Origin of the sequence: Paenibacillus planticolens, assembly GCF_013141725.1 — a bacterium.
In the GTDB taxonomy this organism is placed as follows: Bacteria; Bacillota; Bacilli; order Paenibacillales; family NBRC-103111; genus Paenibacillus_E; species Paenibacillus_E planticolens.
In genome coordinates this window covers 99,196-117,977 of the sequence record NZ_WHNZ01000017.1, presented here as the reverse complement: position 1 = coordinate 117,977, position 18,782 = coordinate 99,196, and the positions used below count along the sequence as shown (strand labels likewise).

30 protein-coding genes are annotated in these 18,782 nt (G+C 49.5%); 14 read left to right on the top strand and 16 right to left on the bottom strand.

What is annotated here, in order from left to right:
• Nucleotides 1–8: 8 nt before the first annotated feature.
• From GC097_RS09270 to GC097_RS09260, 3 genes are all read right to left on the bottom strand, one after another.
• Nucleotides 9–377: a hypothetical protein gene (locus GC097_RS09270; protein ID WP_171683049.1), complete on the bottom strand. Its 369-nt coding sequence runs from the start codon at nt 375–377 to the stop codon at nt 9–11.
• Nucleotides 352–1,005: an ImmA/IrrE family metallo-endopeptidase gene (locus GC097_RS09265; RefSeq protein WP_171683048.1), complete on the bottom strand. Its 654-nt coding sequence runs from the start codon at nt 1,003–1,005 to the stop codon at nt 352–354. The genes GC097_RS09270 and GC097_RS09265 overlap by 26 nt, the downstream gene beginning before the upstream one ends.
• A 74-nt stretch (nt 1,006–1,079) precedes the next feature.
• Nucleotides 1,080–1,484, bottom strand: a complete 405-nt coding sequence (locus tag GC097_RS09260) for a helix-turn-helix domain-containing protein (RefSeq protein WP_171683047.1) — start codon at nt 1,482–1,484, stop codon at nt 1,080–1,082.
• A gap of 165 nt (nt 1,485–1,649) precedes the next feature.
• Here GC097_RS09260 and GC097_RS09255 point away from each other — a divergent pair, with 165 nt between their 5' ends.
• From GC097_RS09255 to GC097_RS09235, 5 genes are all read left to right on the top strand, one after another.
• Nucleotides 1,650–2,057 (top strand): ArpU family phage packaging/lysis transcriptional regulator, encoded by a 408-nt coding sequence (locus tag GC097_RS09255; RefSeq protein ID WP_171683046.1) that lies wholly within the window; start codon nt 1,650–1,652, stop codon nt 2,055–2,057.
• A 238-nt stretch (nt 2,058–2,295) separates the two neighbouring features.
• Nucleotides 2,296–3,123, top strand: coding sequence for a minor capsid protein (locus GC097_RS09250; protein WP_171683045.1), 828 nt, complete (start codon nt 2,296–2,298; stop codon nt 3,121–3,123).
• Nucleotides 3,124–3,299: 176 nt separating this feature from the next.
• Entirely contained in the window at nt 3,300–3,698 is a 399-nt protein-coding gene (locus GC097_RS09245) for a phage holin family protein (protein WP_171683044.1), read from the top strand.
• A complete protein-coding gene (locus GC097_RS09240; protein WP_171683043.1) occupies nt 3,695–4,144 on the top strand; it encodes a glycoside hydrolase family 73 protein in 450 nt (149 codons plus the stop codon). The genes GC097_RS09245 and GC097_RS09240 overlap by 4 nt, the downstream gene beginning before the upstream one ends.
• A complete protein-coding gene (locus GC097_RS09235) occupies nt 4,144–4,281 on the top strand; it encodes an N-acetylmuramoyl-L-alanine amidase (RefSeq protein WP_246294090.1) in 138 nt (45 codons plus the stop codon). Before GC097_RS09240 ends, GC097_RS09235 begins: the two co-directional genes overlap by 1 nt.
• A gap of 265 nt (nt 4,282–4,546) precedes the next feature.
• Here GC097_RS09235 and GC097_RS09230 read toward each other — a convergent pair whose 3' ends face one another.
• Nucleotides 4,547–5,284, bottom strand: a complete 738-nt coding sequence (locus GC097_RS09230; RefSeq protein WP_312875641.1) for a DNA-binding response regulator — start codon at nt 5,282–5,284, stop codon at nt 4,547–4,549.
• 52 nt (nt 5,285–5,336) lie between these two features.
• Complete coding sequence (locus GC097_RS09225; RefSeq protein ID WP_171683041.1) at nt 5,337–6,623, bottom strand: NAD(P)-binding domain-containing protein; 1,287 nt, start codon at nt 6,621–6,623, stop codon at nt 5,337–5,339.
• 125 nt (nt 6,624–6,748) lie between these two features.
• Between GC097_RS09225 and GC097_RS09220 the strand changes: the two genes are divergently transcribed.
• The 7 genes from GC097_RS09220 to GC097_RS09190 all read left to right on the top strand — a co-directional run bounded on the left by GC097_RS09220 (nt 6,749) and on the right by GC097_RS09190 (nt 11,189).
• Complete coding sequence (locus GC097_RS09220) at nt 6,749–8,104, top strand: glucose-6-phosphate isomerase (RefSeq protein WP_171683040.1); 1,356 nt, start codon at nt 6,749–6,751, stop codon at nt 8,102–8,104.
• 166 nt (nt 8,105–8,270) lie between these two features.
• The gene (locus GC097_RS09215) at nt 8,271–8,912 is read left to right on the top strand and encodes a YigZ family protein (protein WP_171683039.1); all 642 of its coding nucleotides are present in this window, start codon (nt 8,271–8,273) and stop codon (nt 8,910–8,912) included.
• Between the two features lie 53 nt (nt 8,913–8,965).
• Complete coding sequence (locus GC097_RS09210; RefSeq protein ID WP_171683038.1) at nt 8,966–9,622, top strand: TetR/AcrR family transcriptional regulator; 657 nt, start codon at nt 8,966–8,968, stop codon at nt 9,620–9,622.
• A gap of 128 nt (nt 9,623–9,750) precedes the next feature.
• Nucleotides 9,751–9,975 (top strand): DUF1128 domain-containing protein, encoded by a 225-nt coding sequence (locus tag GC097_RS09205; protein ID WP_171683037.1) that lies wholly within the window; start codon nt 9,751–9,753, stop codon nt 9,973–9,975.
• A 174-nt stretch (nt 9,976–10,149) separates the two neighbouring features.
• On the top strand, nt 10,150–10,458 hold the full coding sequence (locus GC097_RS09200; protein WP_171683036.1) for a 50S ribosomal protein L33: 309 nt from the start codon (nt 10,150–10,152) through the stop codon (nt 10,456–10,458).
• A gap of 198 nt (nt 10,459–10,656) precedes the next feature.
• The gene (locus GC097_RS09195; protein WP_281364273.1) at nt 10,657–10,899 is read left to right on the top strand and encodes a spore germination protein; all 243 of its coding nucleotides are present in this window, start codon (nt 10,657–10,659) and stop codon (nt 10,897–10,899) included.
• 20 nt (nt 10,900–10,919) lie between these two features.
• Nucleotides 10,920–11,189 (top strand): hypothetical protein, encoded by a 270-nt coding sequence (locus GC097_RS09190; RefSeq protein ID WP_171683034.1) that lies wholly within the window; start codon nt 10,920–10,922, stop codon nt 11,187–11,189.
• A gap of 20 nt (nt 11,190–11,209) precedes the next feature.
• Here the strand turns inward: GC097_RS09190 and GC097_RS09185 are convergent, their stop codons facing one another.
• The 11 genes from GC097_RS09185 to GC097_RS09135 all read right to left on the bottom strand — a co-directional run bounded on the left by GC097_RS09185 (nt 11,210) and on the right by GC097_RS09135 (nt 16,729).
• The gene (locus tag GC097_RS09185) at nt 11,210–11,560 is read right to left on the bottom strand and encodes a hypothetical protein (protein WP_246294089.1); all 351 of its coding nucleotides are present in this window, start codon (nt 11,558–11,560) and stop codon (nt 11,210–11,212) included.
• A 10-nt stretch (nt 11,561–11,570) separates the two neighbouring features.
• Complete coding sequence (locus GC097_RS09180; RefSeq protein WP_171683033.1) at nt 11,571–12,101, bottom strand: hypothetical protein; 531 nt, start codon at nt 12,099–12,101, stop codon at nt 11,571–11,573.
• A 9-nt stretch (nt 12,102–12,110) separates the two neighbouring features.
• Nucleotides 12,111–12,329 carry a hypothetical protein gene (locus GC097_RS09175; protein ID WP_171683032.1) on the bottom strand — a complete coding sequence of 73 codons (219 nt, stop codon included), beginning with the start codon at nt 12,327–12,329 and terminating at the stop codon, nt 12,111–12,113.
• A gap of 156 nt (nt 12,330–12,485) precedes the next feature.
• Complete coding sequence (locus GC097_RS09170; protein ID WP_171683031.1) at nt 12,486–12,929, bottom strand: Hsp20/alpha crystallin family protein; 444 nt, start codon at nt 12,927–12,929, stop codon at nt 12,486–12,488.
• Nucleotides 12,930–13,033: 104 nt separating this feature from the next.
• A complete protein-coding gene (locus GC097_RS09165; protein ID WP_171683030.1) occupies nt 13,034–13,324 on the bottom strand; it encodes an alpha/beta-type small acid-soluble spore protein in 291 nt (96 codons plus the stop codon).
• Nucleotides 13,325–13,344: 20 nt separating this feature from the next.
• On the bottom strand, nt 13,345–13,794 hold the full coding sequence (locus tag GC097_RS09160; RefSeq protein WP_246294088.1) for a GtrA family protein: 450 nt from the start codon (nt 13,792–13,794) through the stop codon (nt 13,345–13,347).
• 1 nt (nt 13,795) lies between these two features.
• Nucleotides 13,796–14,812, bottom strand: a complete 1,017-nt coding sequence (locus tag GC097_RS09155; RefSeq protein ID WP_312875640.1) for a glycosyltransferase family 2 protein — start codon at nt 14,810–14,812, stop codon at nt 13,796–13,798.
• A 126-nt stretch (nt 14,813–14,938) separates the two neighbouring features.
• Nucleotides 14,939–15,043: a YjcZ family sporulation protein gene (locus tag GC097_RS09150; protein WP_171683028.1), complete on the bottom strand. Its 105-nt coding sequence runs from the start codon at nt 15,041–15,043 to the stop codon at nt 14,939–14,941.
• Nucleotides 15,044–15,266: 223 nt separating this feature from the next.
• Complete coding sequence (locus GC097_RS09145) at nt 15,267–15,563, bottom strand: helix-turn-helix transcriptional regulator (RefSeq protein WP_171683027.1); 297 nt, start codon at nt 15,561–15,563, stop codon at nt 15,267–15,269.
• Between the two features lie 62 nt (nt 15,564–15,625).
• Complete coding sequence (locus tag GC097_RS09140; protein WP_171683026.1) at nt 15,626–16,000, bottom strand: type II toxin-antitoxin system RelE/ParE family toxin; 375 nt, start codon at nt 15,998–16,000, stop codon at nt 15,626–15,628.
• Between the two features lie 120 nt (nt 16,001–16,120).
• Nucleotides 16,121–16,729, bottom strand: coding sequence for a DUF2087 domain-containing protein (locus tag GC097_RS09135; protein WP_171683025.1), 609 nt, complete (start codon nt 16,727–16,729; stop codon nt 16,121–16,123).
• Nucleotides 16,730–16,917: 188 nt separating this feature from the next.
• Here GC097_RS09135 and GC097_RS09130 point away from each other — a divergent pair, with 188 nt between their 5' ends.
• The gene (locus GC097_RS09130) at nt 16,918–17,556 is read left to right on the top strand and encodes a futalosine hydrolase (protein WP_171683024.1); all 639 of its coding nucleotides are present in this window, start codon (nt 16,918–16,920) and stop codon (nt 17,554–17,556) included.
• A 1-nt stretch (nt 17,557) separates the two neighbouring features.
• Nucleotides 17,558–18,397, top strand: a complete 840-nt coding sequence (locus GC097_RS09125) for a 1,4-dihydroxy-6-naphtoate synthase (protein ID WP_171683023.1) — start codon at nt 17,558–17,560, stop codon at nt 18,395–18,397.
• Nucleotides 18,398–18,782 lie beyond the last annotated feature (385 nt).

Here is an 18,782-nt window from a genome sequence, read left to right as displayed (position 1 = left end):
CCGCGCCATCAGCTCCAACGATACAAAGAGCGCATATCCATCTGCAGTACCTCCTCGATGTCATGCATCCGCAGCCACAGCTGCTGGATATCAGTGAGCTGCTCCAGGTACGCCGCATGCCGCTGTCTTAGGCGAGACAGGGAGATGCCAACGGCGTGAGGGCGTTCAGGATGGACGATGAGATCCTCCATGAGTACTGTAATACCGGCATCGAGGTCGCAGATGTCTTCCATTGCCAACTGCTGAAAAGGCGCCTCCAGCGGCACGTACAGCGAGTCTTGGCTGAAATCCAGCTCCCCCAGGCTAAAACGCAAAGATAAGAGAACCGGCACGATCCCCTCCTCATGATAATCATAGAATACGGTTAGCATCGCCATCTGCCAGCACTCCTTTTGACTTCAATTGTCCCAGCTTGTCCATCATGAGGCGAGTTGCGTCGGACCATTTGGACGGATCGTATTTCCCCACCTGGCTTTGTGTATATTGTTGATACTCATAATCCAAAATTCCCTGTAGAACACGCCTTTGAATTTGGTCGATGCGCGCTTTGGCCAGACGGAAAGTGACTTGGAACTCTTCGGACAGGTAGGCGATCATTTCATTTTTGTGTTCGGGCAGCGGCAGTTTTTTCAGCATGGAGAGAGGGATCGCCGCGTAGAGCTGGAAGGCGGATGCGTCCTGCTCCTGCCAGTTCACATAACGGTCAGGCATGGCCATCTGGTTGCCGGAGTGGCGAAGAACATGGCACAGCTCGTGCAAAAAGTCTTCCCACTGCTCCTTGGGGGACAGCCGGCGGTCAACGTTGATGCTGAACTGCCCGTTATTTTCGACGGCCATACTGTTCATATCCATCGTATACACCCAAATGCGCAGCTTAGCCGCCAAATGGGTCATGCAGAGCTGAGCCGGCGTTGTAATCTCATGCTGCTCATATAAAGCTTCGACCCACTGTTCCAGAGGGGTAGTTTGATAGTGAGTAAACAGGGTAAACACCTCGATATTCAAAATATAGGAATGTATGTTCGCTTGTAAGGGATAAAGAAAAGCCCGAGGGGCTCTGCTTTTTCATGTAAAATATATTATTGCTCGCTATCCGGCATACGATTGATCTGCTGCTCCTTGATGAAGTGCCAGAAGCGGAGCATTTCATCCCGCCGTTCCTTGGGCGCACTTTGGAAGTCTTTAAAAAATAAACTAACCTCAGGATCATCGATGCGATCAATCCCCGGTTCGGAGGAGATATCCAGCGACTCTTCTTCCGTCGGCGCAAAGCCAGCGAGCAGCAAGAGCTCGTCCTTGTCTGAGCGATTCAACGCATCGGCCAGCGCAATGACCGTATCCCTCGATGGGCTGAAGCGGTTATTTTCTATGGAGTTAATAAACGAGTAACTAACACCGGACCGTTCTCCAAGCTCTCTAAGGGTAAAATGGTTCTGTTTACGCAGCTGCCGGATTCGAAGGCCGAACTGGACCATATCTTTCATCGATTCATCACCTGCTACTTATTGTAAATGCTTAGAGGTACAAAAAACAAGAGGTTTTTTTGTCTCTCAAAACTTTTGTGTTGAAATACGAAACAAGATTGAGGTATGATTTGTTTAGTGTTTCAAAACAATAAATTTTGGGAGATGATCAGGATGCTGGAACAAATGTTACACATAGAGGGGGAACAGATGGACAAACGGGCTACTCGAAAAAAGGTGGAAGGTCTGCTCGAAACGGTTCGTTTGTATCAAACGCTCGGAGGTGCGCGGAGAGAGAACAGCAGGCTGCATGCGCACTGCGTGACGGAGAACCCGGCTGAATATAGAGCCGTTTCTGCTTCTGAAGAGCAGGCTGCTCTCTTATGTGCCGAGGTTGAGCAGGCGCTGACGCGGCTGGACGAGCAGGAGCAGGAGATTATACGGAGACGTTATTTGCAGAAGGAGAAAATGTTGGATTGTCTGCTTTGTCATGAACTCAATTTAAGTGAAAGGACTTATCGAAGGGCGAAAGGAAGAGCAATCGATAAACTAGCTTACATGCTGCGAACGGAGGTCATACGAACGATAGGCTAGCGTGTCCGAAAGTTGGCCGTTTATTGGCAGTTCGATTATAAAAAGACGTGGTAAGATCGTTGCATAAACCAAGAAGGCGGTGATGCTGCTGGAAAAACGGAGGAGTGATTAAGCTCCGAAGGCCCTCAAGCAAGGCTTATGGAGAACAGAGGCGAGGGAGTGATTTTGATAAAGAAAAAAATGTTTTGAATTTCAAAACATTTACTGATCAGTGTTGGAAAGGAGGTGAGAAGAGTGAATGAGTAACATGGCCAAACAATTGGCGTTGTTTTTGCAAGGAAAAGGAGAGGGAATACTCGGCACCGATCTGTTCGTGGATAGCGAATCGCAGTATCTTGATGAGTCTATTGCACTTTGTCACGCAGGAGGCAGCGCCGAATTTAAGCTCGACGCGCCGGGCAGCTGGCGCAAGCTGAGTTTGCTGATCAGGAGTGAGACTTCCGAAGGAGCGCAAGAAAGGATTTGGCGCATCATTGGCAAGTTATTGGAGCCGGAAGAAGGCATTATTGACGTGGATGGCGGTCTGTATACGGCGCAAATTACAGCGTTGCCTGCCGTCCAGGCTTTGGATGCAGAGGGCAGATGTTCCATGAAAGCCGTCCTTCTGCTTAAGCAGGTGATGCCTGTCGCCGAATCGTGGCTCGAAGCCATTTCGCAATACACAGAATCCGCACTTAGCTTGCAGTGGCGCGTCTATCGCGGATTTAACGGAACCTGCCGCCCGTCGGTCTCGTGGCAGTGTACAGGCTGGCACAGCGCAGCAGTGTCGAGAGGCGCACCTCAGCTGTCCAAGCAGTTCGTCGGACAAATTGCCGCCAGATCGGCAAGCGAATACCAGTTGGCAGCGCAGCTGCTGATGCTGGGATTGGCGGAGCAGGCGAAATTGCCCCTGGGAGGGCTGGGCGGCAGGTGGTTGACGGTGCTCGATGCGCAAGCTGCGACGCGCTCAGGCGATTTGTCCACGGGAGTGATGACCGTGACGTTAACGGGCGGTGCTGCTGCTCCGCAAGTTTCAATGCCGCTTATGGCTAAGTTGCACACAGATACGCAAATTCGCAACAAATGAAAATAGCCGAACAGAACCTATCACTTGAAAAGCATCCGGCACGCCCCATCCTCATACGATTGAACAATTCAAGTCGCTTTTCGCAGACGGACTCACCCACCAAAACGCTAACATCAGCAAGTACTGGCGTCTGACTACCATTCTCTCTCCCATCTCAAATGAAAGGAGCGAAACCGATGAGCCAATTCATGTTCAGTTCGATTTTGGCCGCGCTTGGCGCGTGCGTGACATATGCCTTCGGCGGGTGGACCGAATTGCTTGGCCTCTTTCTGATGGCAATCGGCGTAGATTATGTTACAGGCATTGCCGCCTCTATGAAGGAGCAGCGCGGTTTGAACAGTCAGGTCGGCTTCTGGGGCCTTACCCGCAAAGGAATGATGCTGCTCGTCATCATGTTGGCGCACCGCATGGACCTGTTATTGAACATAGATTTAATGATGACAGGTGCGATTTATTTTTACTTGGCAAATGAGTTTATTTCAATCACTGAAAATTACGGGCGGTTAGGGCTGCCGCTGCCCAGCTTTTTGAAACAGATGATTCAGGTACTTCGCAGCAAAGGTGAAGGGCTATGAGCAAGGAAAGCTTTACCCGGCAAATTGCATCTGCGGCACAGGTGAATATGCGGGAGTTTGGCATTTTGGCCAGCGTGACATTAGCCCAGGCGATCTTGGAAAGCGGTTGGGGAAGTCACGCGCCAGGCAACAATTTGTTCGGAATCAAAGGGAGCGGGCAGCAGCAAGCAACGCAGGAGTTCATTTATGGCAAGTGGATACAAATTGTAGACGGTTTTAGAGTGTACGAAAGCTGGGCGGACAGCATACGCGATCATTCTCTTTTGCTTGCGCAGAATCAGCGCTATAAGAATGCTTTGAATGAACGCAATTACCAAATTGCAAGCAAGGAGATACAGTGTGCAGGTTACGCCACTGATCCCAAGTATGCGGATAAGCTTATTCAAATCATAGAGGGAAGTGATCTCACTCGTTTTGATCAGCTGGAGGAAAAAGGGGGTACATGATGAGCATTGAGGATGCGAACAAGATTATTCGTTTTCTATCGGCCGCTTGGATGAGTACGGAGGATGCAGAAGCTAGAGAAGAATTCCATCGACTCGCTAATGAGCTGCGCAAGGCTTCGGGCCAACTGGAAGCGTAAGACAACACAAATAAGAGCCTTTGCAGGCTCTTATTTGCGCGAATTCTCTTCATTAGAGGTGAATAGAAGACGTAAGGGACTCTTATTGGTGCGGATTCCCTAGATTCAGCCAGTATTTTAACAAATAGAAGTCTCCAGAAGCTTCTATTCTCACTTCAAACCGCATATTCTCCCAAATAGAAGTCTCTAAAGACTGCTTTCTCAGCTAGCCTCCGAACGCCCCCCATCCATCGCCAACCGTCCCTATCTACCAGCGCCAACTCTATCAAAATACCGACCAGTCTGAACCCGAAGGGTCGAGCACATAAGATCTGACCCGCTGCCCGCCGCTAGCAGGCTTGATAATCCCTTTTCGATGCAAGCTGTGAAGCCATTTGCGCGCATGTTCCACGCGGATACCCAGATGTGCCGCAACGGCTTGCGGTTTAAGCGGGTCAACGGCGCTAGCAGCTAGCCGAGCGATCTCTTTCTCTCGATAGGTGAGCGAACACATCTCACGACCGCAATCATCTCCATACCACCTTCCCATCATACTCAAAATAACCTGCTGACAGCGTCGTTGATGCCCAGTGATATCATCAACGGCAAAACGAAAAACTTTCCAGCCATTCAGCATCAACTGATTCTGCCGCATGAGGTTATCGCCGAAGCGAGTTCGGTCTATATCTCGGGCATGGGGGCCAAAACCATCCATCTCGATGCATATACAATAAGGCGGCCGGAGATAGGCGAAATCAATGAAGCGGGTGCCATCCAGATAATCCTTCACCTCGTATTCCGGGTGCAGTTGGCGAAAATGCCTGATCACGGGCCACCATACCTGCTGCAAAAATAAATGCTCGGCGTGCCCGAGACCTTCCCGCATTCTGCGCAGCCGCTCCCCAGAACGCTTCTTCTCATGGAAGCCTACCCAAGCTTTATATTCGTTTTCAAAGCTCATCCAAATCCCCTCCAAACAAAAAAATAACCGCCTCTCCCAAATGGGAAAGACGGTGTTCTTCACGCGTCAATTTATTATCAAATGTGGCTGCGTCATCGAACTCACTGTGCAAGACCTAAACCACATTCCCAATATGCTCATCAATATACTTCTCCAGCTTAATCCGCACATAAGGCGGAAGACCGGAGAGCATACAGCCATACCGGAACTTGCGGCCTTCGGACTCGATCCGGATCACGCGAGCGGTAATTGGCGGAAGTTCCGCTTCCTGCGGGAAGTGGATGACGATGAACATATCCGGGGCAAGCGGCGCTTCGGTTGTGATTTGCAGTCCGCTCTCCGACAGGTCGAAGAGGGTGCCGTCGATGTTTTGGCCGGAGAAGGAGCCTTCCTGCTCCCATTGATAGATGGACAGCTTCAAGTTGATGTCCAGCTTCACGCGCGTATTCCGGCGGCGTTCGCGACCGGAGAGCGCCGAGGCCGGCTTCTCTTCAACTAGGGCAGCAGGCTTGCTAGGTTTAGCGACCTGCTGTCCGATCCAGTCCTCGTAGCACTGGATGACGGAACTCATATCCTCATCGCCGAGGCCTTTGCTTAATCCCATCTGGAATAAGGTTGCGGTTGTTTGCAGCAGGGGAGCGGGCAATTGAAACTCGCTGGCCAGTCCCTGAGCGATTAAGAGATCCTTGAGCATCAGCTTCAAGGAAAATTGGTTGCTGAAATCGCGATTCAATATTTTATCGCCTTTGAGGTCGACCATTTTGCTGTTCGCACCGCCAGAGCGGACGATTTCCAAGAATTGCTCAAGGTCAACCCCTGCTTTGGAGGCGATGGATAAGCCTTCGGCAAGACCGACCAAGTTAATGCCGACCATCGTATTGTGGGCAAGCTTGGCATAGGAACCAGAGCCGGAGGGGCCTAAGTAAAGCGCTTTGCGGCCCAGCGCGAGGAACAATTGCTGATGTTCTTCGAACACTTCCTGGTTGCCGCCGACCATGAACGTTAGCGAGCCTTCCTCGGCTGCAGGCTTACTGCCTGTAACGGGCGCGTCGAGGAAGTCGACGAAATGGCCTGCGAGCTCCTCGGCCAGCTTTTGGCTTGTTTGGGGAGAAACTGTGCTGGAATCAATAATCGTGAGAGACGGATGAATACCGCTCAGAATGCCATGTTCGCTGTAAAATGTATCCAACAAAGCGGCATCATTGCTAAGCATGGTGAAAAGCACATCCGAATGGCGGGCAGCCTCGGCAGGTGTGAAAGCAACTTCAGCGCCAAGACGAGCCAGCTCGTCCGCTTTTTCAGCAGTACGATTATAAACAGTTACCATAAAACCTTTTTGGATAAGGTTAGCAGCCATGGGTTTACCCATTGTGCCAAGTCCGATAAAGCCGATACGTTTCATGATCATTCACCTCTGAATTCATTTTATCATGGGAAATCTTGCCTGTGAATGCCTTCTTACTTGCTTTTGTACAAGCAAATAAGTATGCTAGGAACAGGAAAAATATAGAGATGGAGGCGAGCATATTGAGCTCTAAGTTACAATTTGACTACAGCAAGGCATTATCCTTTTTATCCCAACATGAGGTTGACTATTTGTCTGCACAGGTAGAACTGGCGCATGAACAGCTGCACAACAAAACAGGTGCAGGGGCTGATTATTTAGGATGGGTGGATCTGCCGGAGAAATATGACCGTGAGGAGTTTGCTCGCATTCAAGCGGCGGCTAAACAGATTCAGTCCGACTCCGAAGCGCTTGTCGTTATCGGAATTGGCGGTTCTTATTTGGGAGCGCGCGCTGCGCTTGAAATGCTGTCTCATTCGTTCTATAACATTTTGCCTAAAGATAAAAGGAAAACGCCTGAGATTTATTTCGTAGGAAATAACATTTCCTCTACATATGTGACACACCTTCTTCAACTATTGGAAGGCAAAGATTTCTCCGTGAACGTCATCTCGAAATCCGGTACGACAACGGAGCCGGCGATTGCTTTCCGTATTTTCCGTGAGCTTCTGGAGAAAAAATACGGCAAAGAAGCTGCCCGCAAACGTATCTACGCAACAACGGATCAAGCGAGAGGCGCTTTGAAAACGCTGGCGAATGAAGAAGGTTACGAATCTTTCGTCATTCCGGATGATGTAGGCGGACGTTATTCCGTTCTGACGGCTGTTGGCTTGCTGCCAATCGCAACAGCCGGCATTGACGTAGAAGCGATCATGAAAGGTGCTGCCGACGCTCAGCGCGAGTATGCGAATCCGAAGCTTAGCGAGAACCAGGCGTATCAGTACGCTGCTGTTCGCAACGCGCTTTACCGCAAAGGCAAGACGATTGAAATACTCGTGAACTACGAGCCGTCCCTGCATTTCGTATCCGAATGGTGGAAGCAATTGTTCGGGGAAAGCGAAGGGAAAGACTACAAAGGCATCTATCCGGCTTCGGTAGACTTCTCGACGGATCTTCACTCGATGGGCCAATTCGTTCAAGACGGCAACCGCATTTTGTTTGAAACGGTGATTCAAGTTGACCAAGTGGCTGATCATATTACGATCGGTACGGATGCCGATGATTTGGACGGTCTTAACTTCCTTAGCGGAAAAACGATGGATTTTGTGAACAAAAAAGCGTTCCAGGGCACGATGCTCGCCCACACGGACGGACACGTACCGAATCTGATCGTCACTCTGCCGGATATGACGCCTTACTCCTTCGGGTACATGGTGTATTTCTTCGAAAAAGCTTGCGGCATCAGCGGTTACCTGATGGGTGTGAATCCTTTTGACCAACCAGGCGTTGAAGCTTATAAAAAGAATATGTTTGCGCTCTTGGGCAAACCGGGTTATGAGAAAGAAAAAGCGGAGCTGGAAGCACGCTTGCAGCAGTAATTCAAGCAGGGAAGAGAAAACGATCCATCCAATCGGATAGGTCGTTTTTTCTATCGGATAATTTCCATTATTTATGTGGTAAATTTTCTTTCTATATTGTCGAAGTCAAAAGATGTGTGTAGAATGTAATGAAACAGTTGTTTCCTTCTACCAAGAAAGGTCGGCTATGCTAGCACATTTCAAAACTATCCAATCGTACGGATCGTCGGAAATCATCATCAAGAAGTCGCGTTTCATCGGTCATGCCAAACCCGTGGAGTCAGAAGAAGCTGCTGCCCAATTTATTGAAGCGATCAAGAAGGAACACAAAGCGGCTACGCACAATTGCAGTGCCTATGTCATCGGGGACAGAGACCAGATTCAGAAGCAATCGGATGACGGGGAACCGAGCGGCACGGCAGGCAAGCCGATTCTGGAAGTGATCAAGCATCAAGGGCTCAAGAATATCGCAGTTGTCGTAACCCGTTATTTCGGCGGCATCATGCTCGGCGCGGGCGGACTCATTCGGGCATATACGGATGGAGCCGTGGTGGGCATTGAAGCCGCACAACCGATATATAAAGTTAATCACCAGAAAGTGATGATTGAGGTTGATTATACGTGGTATGGCAAAATCGAGAACGAGCTGAGAAATCAGGGAATGCTTCTTGGGGATATTGCGTTTACCGATAAGGTAACGGTAACTTGCTATCCTTTGGCAGCGGAAGCGGCGGCATTTATCAACTGGGCTACAGATCTTACGCAAGGTCAAGGCATTATTATCGCTGGAGAGAACGAGTACATTGTTCACAAGAACCTGCCCGGATAGGCAGGTTCGAGACTAGACAAAATTAAATAGGCTAAGGATGCGGAGGGATAGGAATGGCTAGGAAAGCAGTCGCACAAGAGCTTAGCAGAGAACGAATACTTGCCGAGGCGCGGGTATTATTCGCTACTTTTGGCTATCGCGCTTTAACGATGCGCAGCATCGCAAAAGCAATGGGTTACAGTCATGGAGCGCTATATTATCATTTTACTGAAAAAGCGGAACTGTTTTACGCGTTAATTAAAGACGACTTCTCCATGCTGATGCAGCGTCAGCGGGAAATGATCGTTCGCGAACATGGATTTAGCGTGAATTTGCTTCAAAAGTTAATGATGGAGTTCGTCTGGTTTGGCCTTAGCAATCCGAATCACTATGAAATGATGTTCATGCTGAATGAACCTGAACTGCAGCAGTATTCCCGTACCGAGCAAGCACAATGCCTCGAAATGTTTTCCATCGTCGTTCGTCAGGTCGTGGCTGACCAGCCAGGCTTCGAAAGCAGAAAGTTTACGCTTCCTTGGAATTTGTTTATGTCTTTACACGGTCTCATATCGTATTGCATTCAGTTTAAACTTACTTATGAAGATGCCCGGAAGCTGGCTGAAGAGCATATTCGCCTCATCTGTGTAAGCCTGGAATTCGATTCTTATCAGCAGCAGCGCCCGCTTGTCAAAATGGTAAGTCCGCATGTACCGTTCACGAATGCCATATAAACAGGTAAGGAAGAAAGGCGACGGTCTTTCTTCTTTTTTTTGTCCGTTAAGAAGCTTGTATTTTACATTAGCCCCCATGTGCATTAATATAGGGAAAAGAACAGCTGGGAAGGATGAGGGGTTTTACAATGAATTTGAACACTTGGTCGGAAGAAAACGTGGAATTTATGTTTGAAGAAATAAAGAAGAAGCTGCGCATGGCGACGGGAGGCTCCATTAAGGCCTCGAATGTGAAGGAAGACGTGTATGAGGATCTGAAAGACTTGTACGACATGGTCATTAGCAAAGATAGATTCAGTATCAGCGAGATCGACGCGATTACGACAGAGCTTGGAAAAATTCGCAAAGGGTAAGCACATGATGGATAAAATGCCGCTTTTCTAGCCGTATGGCCTGGAAATGCGGTGTTTTTTTACGGACAATCGACCATTTTTACGAGGGGTGGACAGCTATCCAAGCGATCTTACCTACACAGGAGTACACTGTAGAGCAATGTATCCCTGATGGATAAAAGGAGGTGGACGTTCATGACATCCCAAATTCGTAAAGAGGACGTTCTTAAATTGGTCGGTAAACAGATTGTGGCTCTTAAGAAAGATGGAACAAGCGTGTCCGGTAAACTGGTGAGAGTCAGTGGAAACACGTTGATTGTCGCTCAACAAAAAGGCAAAAAAGCTCAAGTTAAAGCTTTCATCCCATTGGTACTGTTTGACCTGTTAGCTATTGGTACTTCGCCTTTTGGATTCGGTGGCGGCTTTGGCTATGGTGGCTTTGGTGGTGGCTTTGGTCCTGGGTTTGGCTATGGTGGCTTTGGTGGCCCTGGATTCTTCTGGTAAGATCAATTAAGAGGACTGCACGCGAAAGATTGCTTTCGCTGCAGTCCTTTTTTTTGTGTAAAGGGACCTAAACGGATGAATGACCATCTCGAATTCACGATCATCTGGCGATTCGTACACCAATCCGGTGACGATTGAATAGGCTAGCATACAAGATTCATCCCATAGCCTTGTCAACCCAAGATAGGAGTGAGCAGTATGCCGAGTTCCATTGTTTTTAACATGATTAATATCAATAATCAGAATACAAATGCCACCATCGGAATCGGTGAGAATGCGCAGTCGAGCTGGGATTCGCACAGTAAAAACAATTACGGAACAGGAGAGTTCGTGGGCAATGTCATATCGGTCAATGTCCTGAATGTAATCTTCGACAACGACTTTATCGATGCTCCGATTAACGATCAGGATTTCAAACCGGCCGTCACGAATCAAGTCTAGTAGAAAAAGAGGTGAGCCATATGCAGAAAGTCGCTTTTCCGGCGCTTCCTCTAGACCCGCCGCTCATTCAATTTGATGCCATCCATGTGAATGCGATATCGGATTGTTCCGGTATTTTTATCGGTACGAATGCACAAATGTACTGGACGACAAGCAGCAAGGAAAATTCCGGTCTTGGCGAAGTAAAAGGCGAGAACAATTACGTGGTTAACAATTTCAACACTGTTCATGATAATGACATTATTGATGCGCCTTACACCAAAGGGGATCTTATTATTGGCCGGGTCTGAAAGGCGGGCTTCCAGCGGTCTTAGTCCGAAGACTGCGGCGTATTGGCCGCTTCCTCCGGAGACTTGCCTGCGACTGCAGCCGGGGTAAATCCGGAGGCTGCCGCCTGCGCAGTAATCATCTCCTGCAGCCATTCGGGTGTTTCGTTATCGCCGACATTGAGCATATCCAGAAAATCGGAATCATTGAGCATGGAGCGGGTTCCGACTAACTGATTGTTGTCGCCTTCAACAGCGCCAAACCCTTGTACGGTCTTTTGATTACTTTGGAAATCGGTTGGCCAATTGTTACCCATATTGATGCAAGAAGCACTTTCAACCGATCCGATCCGGATGGAGCCGATAATAAACGTCGGTGACATGAACGATGACAAGGGGAACACCTCATTTCGTTTTGGATGGTGGTGTGTACCGGTAGCCGGTTGAGGTTCTTTCCGGTGCAGGTGCGGCGCTGTCACGGCCGGACTCTGCGGCAACGGGCGGCTTATCGTTACGGGTTGATCGGGAAGCGGCAGCCGCAGGCTCTTTTGACACTTGAGCGTGTTTAAAAGCTTCATCGAGAGGGCTTTTCTTCTCGTTCGGCTTGGCTCCAAAATTGTTCCCCAAGTTAAAGGAGCCGCTCAATTCCTTGATATCCAAATGATCTAAACGAAAAGTTAAATTTTCTAAAACAGGCTGATGAACATGCAGAGTATCTATATGAATCTGCGGATGTTTGGCGGTCAGGTTGGCTAATTCCTCTTCTAATTTCTTCAGGCGTTTCTCGAACTGCTGAATGGTTAAGGAAGAGGCGGAAGCTGAGACAGGCTCCGTTCTAACAGGAGCGGCTGCCTCAGCCGGCGGTGGTGTCATTGGTTTCGCTGGTTTCGCTTCTTGCGCTTTGGGAGGCGGCGGTTTTTTCTTTTGAAACCACATGATCGTTTCTCAGCTCTTTCGTATAAAGGGTTTATAATCAAAGTGATCGCCATCGTCAACTGCATGCTTACCGCCTATAATGACATTGCGTTCGCCATGTACGGCTCCGAGCCCCTGATTGTTCTTGGAGAAGTCCCGCTTACCGACGATCCGATTTGTGCCCTTGTTCACACTGGATGAATTCTCGAGGTTGTCGATATGAATTGATTGAAATTGGATGCGTACCACAATAATCCCCTCCATATCCGCATTTCTATTTTTTATTTATATGGGGACAAACGGAGATTCATATCTCTTTTCCCAAAATCCATAACAAATAACGCTCAACCTTACCTCTTAGCGGGCAGGTGACGGCGTCACCGGCAGGCACAGGGCGGTCGAGCGTTATGTGAACTGAATAGGAATTACTTTTTCCCCATCGGGTGGTGTCAGAGGAATTCGAATAATGAGCAGCCCGTTATGATACTGGGCCCTCATTTGCTCGGTCAGAGCTCTGCCGGGCAAGCGAATCACGCGCTCAAAGGCGCCAAAGAAACGCTCGGAAAGTCTCATCTGCTCATCAAGCACCTGGTAGGGGCGAACAAGCATTCCACGCATTAAAAGCGATTGATCCCGGAAAGAGAGCTGAATCTGCTCGGGTGAGGACAACCCGGGAACTTCAGCGACAACCACCATCTCCTGCGGAGTCTCATACATATCGATTCTTGGCCCGGTTAACGGGATGATACTGGCAATGTCCTGCCAAAATTCGGGGCCAAGCACATCGCCGGCTTGCGCCGAGAGCCCTTTCCAATCGGGCTTTGGCGGACGGTTGCCTGGAGGATTCATTGGCCATCATCACCTGACTTTTACATAGAAAATAGCGCTGCAAGCAGCTTGCTATTAGTTTATGTGAACCAGCGGCGGATTATGGCAATCTATCCCAAAGCGGGTTATTGGGGGGGACGCTGCTCCGCCAATTTCTGCTGCGCCATTCGCACGAGTTCCCTCACCATAGCCCCGCCGATCGGTCCGCCGACTCTGCCGGCGTCTTCCGAGCTCAATTGGCCGTTGTAGCCTTGCTGAAGGGGGACACCGAGCGTTCGGGCGACCTCGTACTTGACTAAGTCAGGACGCTCCGGATTAACTGTATAGCCTTGATTTTGCATCACCTGAGCCTTGAGCATTCCCAGTCCATGCTCCGAACCGGGCACGATGGCCCGGTTGCTTCTTCTACGTGCCATTAGGCATCACCTCTTGGTGATTAGGATACCCCGCTGCCCGAAAGGCCATTAGTCCGAAATGTAAAATATTTATGCCCCAAATAATTGCCAATGGTGTACAAGCCATTTCCAAGCAAGATGGCCGTATTGTGCGCCAAATCAGCCGGCAGGTCAGGCCATAAGGAAGCTGCGGCTTTAACTAATAATAGACTACTGCCATAAGACAAGCCATAACAGCTGAAAATAACGATGGCAAATTTCCACCAACTGCTGCCGAGACTTGCCCTCGAGCGAAACGTAAACGTACGGTTGAGCGTATAGCTGACGACGGCTCCGATGGTATTACCTGCAAACGTCGAGATCCAGTAATTCAGATGCAGCAAATTAAAGAAAGCGAAGCTGGCGGAGAGACCTACCAGCGTATTGAACACGCCGACAAGTAGAAAACGGATGAAGCTGCCTGACAACAAAGCCCGTAAACGTTGTACCATGTTATCGACGGACCGTAGCAGCAGGGATGGACGGGGCTGTTACAGGCATCTCCGCTTGTTCCTGTGCGCTCCCTTTCAATTCTTTTTCAATGACAAAAAGCGGCCGCTGCTTCACTTCTTTATATATTTTTCCTATGTATTCGCCAATTAAGCCGAGCGCCAGAAGCTGTACCCCGCCGATGAACCAGACAGACAGGATTAGCGAAGTCCAACCGGTGACATTGGCTCCCAGCATTTTCCCGATAATGGCGTATATGCCGGCACACACACTGAGTAGGAACAGGACGAAACCCATGACGGTTACGAAGCGGATCGGTGTCACGCTGAAGGAGGTGATGCCGTCGAAAGCGAAGGCCAGCATTTTGCGCAGCGGATACTTGGATTCTCCGGCGAATCGTTCTTTCCGGTCATAGTACACCTGAGTGGACGGGAAGCCCAGCAAGGGCACCATGCCGCGCAGGAATAAGTTAACCTCTTGAAATTTCTCCAAATTGTCGAGAGTGCGCTTGCTCATTAAGCGAAAATCCGCATGGTTGTAATGAATTTTCACCCCAAGGGAAGTCATCAGCTTATAGAAGCCTTGCGCAGTCGCCCGTTTGAAAAAGGTATCTGCGGATCGGTCCTGACGGATACCGTATACAATATCGTAGCCTTCGCGGAATTTGAGGACAAACTCGCGAATAGCGTCGGTGTCGTCTTGCAGATCGGCATCGATGGATACGACGCAATCGGAATAAGTTTTGGCTTGCATGAGACCGGCAAGCAAGGCGCTTTGATGGCCGGCATTGCGGGCCAGCTTAAGCCCGGTAACGAAGGAGTTGGAGGCGTGAAAACGTTCGATAAGCGACCAAGTAGCGTCCTTGCTGCCATCATCAACCAAGAGCATAGTGCTGGTGCTTGCAACCAGTTGATCCGAGATGAGGGCGTCAAGCACGCCGCTAAGCCGGAATACCGTTTCCGGAAGAACTTCTTCTTCGTTATAACAAGGGACCACAATGGTCAAAATCGGAGTAGCCACAAATCCTCGTCTCCATCCTAAATAGGTCATACATGCAAAGCATGCTGTAGGCTTTCATTATAGCGTAAAAGCTCACAAAAAAGTAAGCGGCCGAAACGAATTCATCGTCTCAGCCGCTATCCTGTTTTACCAGCCAAAACCAAAAGTACTAAGAACGATAACCAAGAGGATGAATAAAACGAGGACTACAGCCGCGCCATTGTAATAGGGTGTTACAATTCCACAACTCATGTCTATCCCTGCCTTCACAAAATCAATATATGTCATTCATCTAGAGGGCGTATGGATGAATGTCCTGATTCGCCTTTTTTAATTGGGGACGTGTCCATTTTAGTGTTCGAGCGGGTGGCGTTACTGAGACAGGATACTGCCCGCCAAAGCATAAAGCCCAAATTCCGACGCGCTTGGGAATTTAGGCTATGCTTTGGTATAACGATTTGATGATAAATGACGCTTAAGCATAAGCCATTGCTGTGGCAGCTTCTTCATCAATGATCAGGTCTAGTTTCATTCCCAGAGTTTTAGCTAATATTTGAATTGTATCGATACGCGGGATACTTTTTGCACTTTCTATTCTCGCGATTGCAGACTGTTTTAGACCTGTCGCTTCAGCTAATTGTGTTTGGGTCATACCGAGCTCTTTTCTTCTCAGAATTATCTTCGCTACGAGCATGGCTGTAAATTCTAAGGCCCGAAGCTCCTCCTCTGGGACAGACGAGCTGTTAAACTTAACATCGTCCCAATTACGCATGTGTATATCACCCCTTTCTATATTTATAAAATAAAAAAGGTATCAATGGAGACGGGAGGCACTTATCTATCTCCTCCAAGCCCCATGCGCTTTGTCCAATCATTCATTTCTTTTATCGCCTTTTCGATCTCATGCTGTGGAGTTATTTGAGTTTCCTTGCGGAAGCTATGTAACAGTACAATATGATTCCCATTCCACATGAAGAAGAAAACTCTATGATCGTCCGGGCGAAGTTCCCATAGTTTGCCGTCAATTTGTTTGGTAAACTTTTCTCCGACGCGAGTACCCCCGAACTGAATCAAATCAATGCAGTAGTTAATCTTTTTTCTTAGACCAGCTGCTTTTTTATCTGATTTTGCTTGAATATCGAGAGTATTAAGGAAATCAAGAAATGGACAGTAGCCGCGGGCATCCTCGTAAAGAATAATCTTATACATGAATGCACCTCGTTTATTTTGTTTTCACGTTTCGAATATAACGTTTTTGTTATATTATAACATTTGCGTTATAATTGTTCAAGTGCTTTAAAATGCTCATGTGTATTGTTGCCTAGCCGATCAAGATAAGGTTTCCCACTTGGCCCACATCTCAGGCGGATTCAATTCATACACTTCGTTTTCCCGGAACATAAATTGATGCATGATAAATTCCCTGCGAATCGTTGCGAAATCGGGATGGTAGTTTTTAATCCATTCGTTAAGTTCCTTCTCGGTATACGTGCGCCCCTTTTCGAGCTGTCCGATGAAGTGCTCCAGCACGATCAGCTTCTTTTTGAGCTGTGCAGGGATATGTTTAAGTTTGCCGTCTTGCGTGATAAAGTTGCGAATGACGGACTGCTTGAGGTTATGATTGGCGTCTGTATCTTTCATGGGTAGCGATGACTCTCCTTTCTGATGTTTGAAAATGAGATCAGATGTAGCGCTGGCGTTGCTGCGAATAAAATATTCGTTCAAGGCAAAGTAAATCGTGTTCTTTTCTCGGCGTTCATGAATGAGACTGGCCTCGCGAAGCTTAGCGGCATGATGGGTGATGGTAGCGGGCGTAACCCCCAACTTATCGGCAAGCACTTGACCGTTCAACTCTCCTTCTCCCAGCAAAATGAGCATGCGTATACGCGTCGCGTCGGAGAGCGCTTTGTGGTAGGTGATAATTTTATCTAACTGCATGGCGGCAGCACTTCCTTGTCTCTATCTAATTAGACATTAATCTAATTAGATGATAATTAAATTAGATGGGGAAGTCAATACGGCTATGGCGGAAATGTTCAAAAAGTTTCTTATTTGGTCCTGGTCATGTAAAATAATCTATATAGCGTTCATCATGGTGATTGATTAAAAAGGGGATAGGCCTAACAATGCGTGTACTAATTATGACGGCAGTAGCGCCTGAAAGAGACGCCGTACAGCGTGGACTTGGCCATGACAGCCGGTTTGAATTCGCCTTGGCCGGCGTAGGACTTGCGGCAGCAGCCGCTAATGGCGCAATGATGCTCGCCGCGGCACAATATGATTTGGTAGTTATCGCCGGTATTGCCGGCGGATTCCCCGGACAAGCGGAGATCGGATCGCTTGTGGTCGCGAGCGAGATCATCGCCGCGGATCTTGGCGTGGAGCTGCTGGACGGCTTCAGCTCCCTGGATGATCTCGGCTTCGGGTCGACGCGCATCAGCGTCGCCGCGGACATAGCCGAGCGGTTGACGGCGGCGCTCGCAGCCGCCGGCCTTAGCGCGCGCACTGCGCCGGTGCTCACGGTAGCGACAGCCACCGGGACGGCCGCTACGCAGGCTCTGCTAGCGGCACGCGTGCCGGGAGCCGCAGCCGAAGCCATGGAAGGCTTCGGCATTGCGACAGCCGCAGCGCTGCGCGGCGTGCCTGTGATCGAAATCCGCGCGATTTCCAACGCGGTAGGTCCCCGTGATCGCGATGCCTGGCGCATCGGCGATGCTTTAAAAGCTTTAGAAGCAGCAAGTTCAGTCCTAGCGGAGGTGCTTTAAGATGAAAATTGCGTATTCACCTTGTCCAAATGATACTTTTGTTTTCCATGCATGGGCGCATGGCTTAATTCCCGGCGCACCAGAACTGGATGTCTTATATGCCGATATCGACATTACGAATCGGCTGGCCGCAGAGGGCACTGGCCCCGATGTGCTCAAAATCTCTTACGCCGCACTCCCATGGGTGCTGGAGGAGTATGCCCTGCTGCCTTGCGGCGGCGCTTTGGGCAGAGGCTGCGGTCCGCTGGTGCTGACTCAGTCCGGCGGCAAAACGCCTGACCCGGCCCAGCTCAGCGGCCGCCGGGTCGCCGTGCCAAGCGAGCGCTCGACCGCGTACTTGCTGTTCCGCCTGTGGGCGGCACAGAACGTCCCCGGCGGCGTCGGTGAAATCGTGGTCATGCCGTTTCACGAGATCATGCCAGCCGTACGTGACGGCCTTATCGACGCCGGCCTCGTGATTCATGAAGCGCGTTTTACATACCCGTCGTACGGGTTAGCGCTTCTCAAAGATTTGGGCAGTTGGTGGGAAGAGGATACCAACTTGCCGATTCCGCTCGGCGCCATTGTCGCGCGGCGCTCGATGGATCTGGAGGCGCTTGCGGGCTGGGCAAGCGCCTCTGTCGAATACGCGTGGGCGCATCCGGAAGCTTCGCGCGACTACGTGATGCAGCACGCGCAGGAGATGGACCCTCAGGTCGCGCAAGCGCACATCGACCTTTATGTGAACGAGTTCACCGCTAATCTCGGCGATGACGGCTATGGCGCTGTCTTGACCTTGCTTCAGCGGGCGGCAGAGGCAGGAATAGTGCCGCAGATGGATTATGCGGCATTATTGAAATAGCAACGTTTCGAGACGGAGAGTCCCAAATCCGAAGGTTCAAGCAGCTGAGACGCCGAAAAACAGCGTTAAAGTGTCGCAGATGCGGAAAAGTGCCACGTTAACGCTGTAAAACAAGCTTAAGCCAGAGAAAAAGCCTCAGCCCCGGAGATTGAGCAGCTGATGCGGCCCCTACGATCCCTTATTTAGGCGAAAAGCCGGGCGCATCGCCGTCAATGGGAACTGAAGTCCGCTATGTGGCCTTTTACAGGCGGAATGCAGCCTACAAAGTGGAAATAGCGCCCTCTAGTTCCGTCTTGTCCCCTATTTCCCCCAGTCCAGGCCAAATAACGCCCTGTAGTTCCCACAAGGCACACAAAAGGGGACCGAAATTCCAACAACCATGGAA

Excerpts from the sequence above, each read along its gene's own strand:
- GC097_RS09270 (WP_171683049.1), bottom strand. The coding sequence starts at position 377 with ATGGCGATGCTAACCGTATTCTATGATTATCATGAGGAGGGGATCGTG.
- GC097_RS09260 (WP_171683047.1), bottom strand. The coding sequence starts at position 1,484 with ATGAAAGATATGGTCCAGTTCGGCCTTCGAATCCGGCAGCTGCGTAAA.
- GC097_RS09255 (WP_171683046.1), top strand. The coding sequence starts at position 1,650 with ATGTTACACATAGAGGGGGAACAGATGGACAAACGGGCTACTCGAAAA.
- GC097_RS09250 (WP_171683045.1), top strand. The coding sequence starts at position 2,296 with ATGAGTAACATGGCCAAACAATTGGCGTTGTTTTTGCAAGGAAAAGGA.
- GC097_RS09245 (WP_171683044.1), top strand. The coding sequence starts at position 3,300 with ATGAGCCAATTCATGTTCAGTTCGATTTTGGCCGCGCTTGGCGCGTGC.
- GC097_RS09240 (WP_171683043.1), top strand. The coding sequence starts at position 3,695 with ATGAGCAAGGAAAGCTTTACCCGGCAAATTGCATCTGCGGCACAGGTG.
- GC097_RS09235 (WP_246294090.1), top strand. The coding sequence starts at position 4,144 with ATGAGCATTGAGGATGCGAACAAGATTATTCGTTTTCTATCGGCCGCT.
- GC097_RS09225 (WP_171683041.1), bottom strand. The coding sequence starts at position 6,623 with ATGAAACGTATCGGCTTTATCGGACTTGGCACAATGGGTAAACCCATG.
- GC097_RS09215 (WP_171683039.1), top strand. The coding sequence starts at position 8,271 with ATGCTAGCACATTTCAAAACTATCCAATCGTACGGATCGTCGGAAATC.
- GC097_RS09210 (WP_171683038.1), top strand. The coding sequence starts at position 8,966 with ATGGCTAGGAAAGCAGTCGCACAAGAGCTTAGCAGAGAACGAATACTT.
- GC097_RS09205 (WP_171683037.1), top strand. The coding sequence starts at position 9,751 with ATGAATTTGAACACTTGGTCGGAAGAAAACGTGGAATTTATGTTTGAA.
- GC097_RS09200 (WP_171683036.1), top strand. The coding sequence starts at position 10,150 with ATGACATCCCAAATTCGTAAAGAGGACGTTCTTAAATTGGTCGGTAAA.
- GC097_RS09195 (WP_281364273.1), top strand. The coding sequence starts at position 10,657 with ATGCCGAGTTCCATTGTTTTTAACATGATTAATATCAATAATCAGAAT.
- GC097_RS09190 (WP_171683034.1), top strand. The coding sequence starts at position 10,920 with ATGCAGAAAGTCGCTTTTCCGGCGCTTCCTCTAGACCCGCCGCTCATT.
- GC097_RS09180 (WP_171683033.1), bottom strand. The coding sequence starts at position 12,101 with ATGTGGTTTCAAAAGAAAAAACCGCCGCCTCCCAAAGCGCAAGAAGCG.
- GC097_RS09170 (WP_171683031.1), bottom strand. The coding sequence starts at position 12,929 with ATGAATCCTCCAGGCAACCGTCCGCCAAAGCCCGATTGGAAAGGGCTC.
- GC097_RS09165 (WP_171683030.1), bottom strand. The coding sequence starts at position 13,324 with ATGGCACGTAGAAGAAGCAACCGGGCCATCGTGCCCGGTTCGGAGCAT.
- GC097_RS09160 (WP_246294088.1), bottom strand. The coding sequence starts at position 13,794 with ATGGTACAACGTTTACGGGCTTTGTTGTCAGGCAGCTTCATCCGTTTT.
- GC097_RS09150 (WP_171683028.1), bottom strand. The coding sequence starts at position 15,043 with ATGAGTTGTGGAATTGTAACACCCTATTACAATGGCGCGGCTGTAGTC.
- GC097_RS09145 (WP_171683027.1), bottom strand. The coding sequence starts at position 15,563 with ATGCGTAATTGGGACGATGTTAAGTTTAACAGCTCGTCTGTCCCAGAG.
- GC097_RS09140 (WP_171683026.1), bottom strand. The coding sequence starts at position 16,000 with ATGTATAAGATTATTCTTTACGAGGATGCCCGCGGCTACTGTCCATTT.
- GC097_RS09135 (WP_171683025.1), bottom strand. The coding sequence starts at position 16,729 with ATGCAGTTAGATAAAATTATCACCTACCACAAAGCGCTCTCCGACGCG.
- GC097_RS09130 (WP_171683024.1), top strand. The coding sequence starts at position 16,918 with ATGCGTGTACTAATTATGACGGCAGTAGCGCCTGAAAGAGACGCCGTA.
- GC097_RS09125 (WP_171683023.1), top strand. The coding sequence starts at position 17,558 with ATGAAAATTGCGTATTCACCTTGTCCAAATGATACTTTTGTTTTCCAT.